This is a genomic window from Saezia sanguinis (genome assembly GCF_003991585.1).
In the GTDB taxonomy this organism is placed as follows: Bacteria; Pseudomonadota; Gammaproteobacteria; order Burkholderiales; family Burkholderiaceae_C; genus Saezia; species Saezia sanguinis.
In genome coordinates this window covers 1-275 of the sequence record NZ_PQSP01000064.1, presented here as the reverse complement: position 1 = coordinate 275, position 275 = coordinate 1, and the positions used below count along the sequence as shown (strand labels likewise).

1 protein-coding gene is annotated in these 275 nt (G+C 62.2%); it reads right to left on the bottom strand.

Annotated features, from left to right (window positions below):
- Window positions 1–258 (bottom strand): Scr1 family TA system antitoxin-like transcriptional regulator (locus tag CUZ56_RS14995; protein WP_239442615.1); only part of this gene is annotated, 258 nt, incomplete at its 3' end.
- Between the last annotated feature and the right edge of the window lie 17 nt (window positions 259–275).

Sequence of the window (275 nt, the reverse complement as noted above, 5' to 3'; positions counted from 1 at the left end):
GAGATCGCCGGTGAAGCTCTCGACATAGACAACCGTCGGCTCCCGATAACCGCGCATACCGCTACGCCCTGGCTCGAGGATGACAAAGGGCCCGATGGCGACACCCATCGGGAAGCCCGCCGAGAACGGCAGGATTCGAATATCGATGTTGTTCCGAGTACTCAGGTCTGCCAGGTAACGAAGCTGCGTGGCCATGATCTTCCGGCTGCCCACCACCGTGCGAAGCGCTGCTTCCCGCAGCACGATCCCGACGACCATCGGACTCGCCTTTCGGG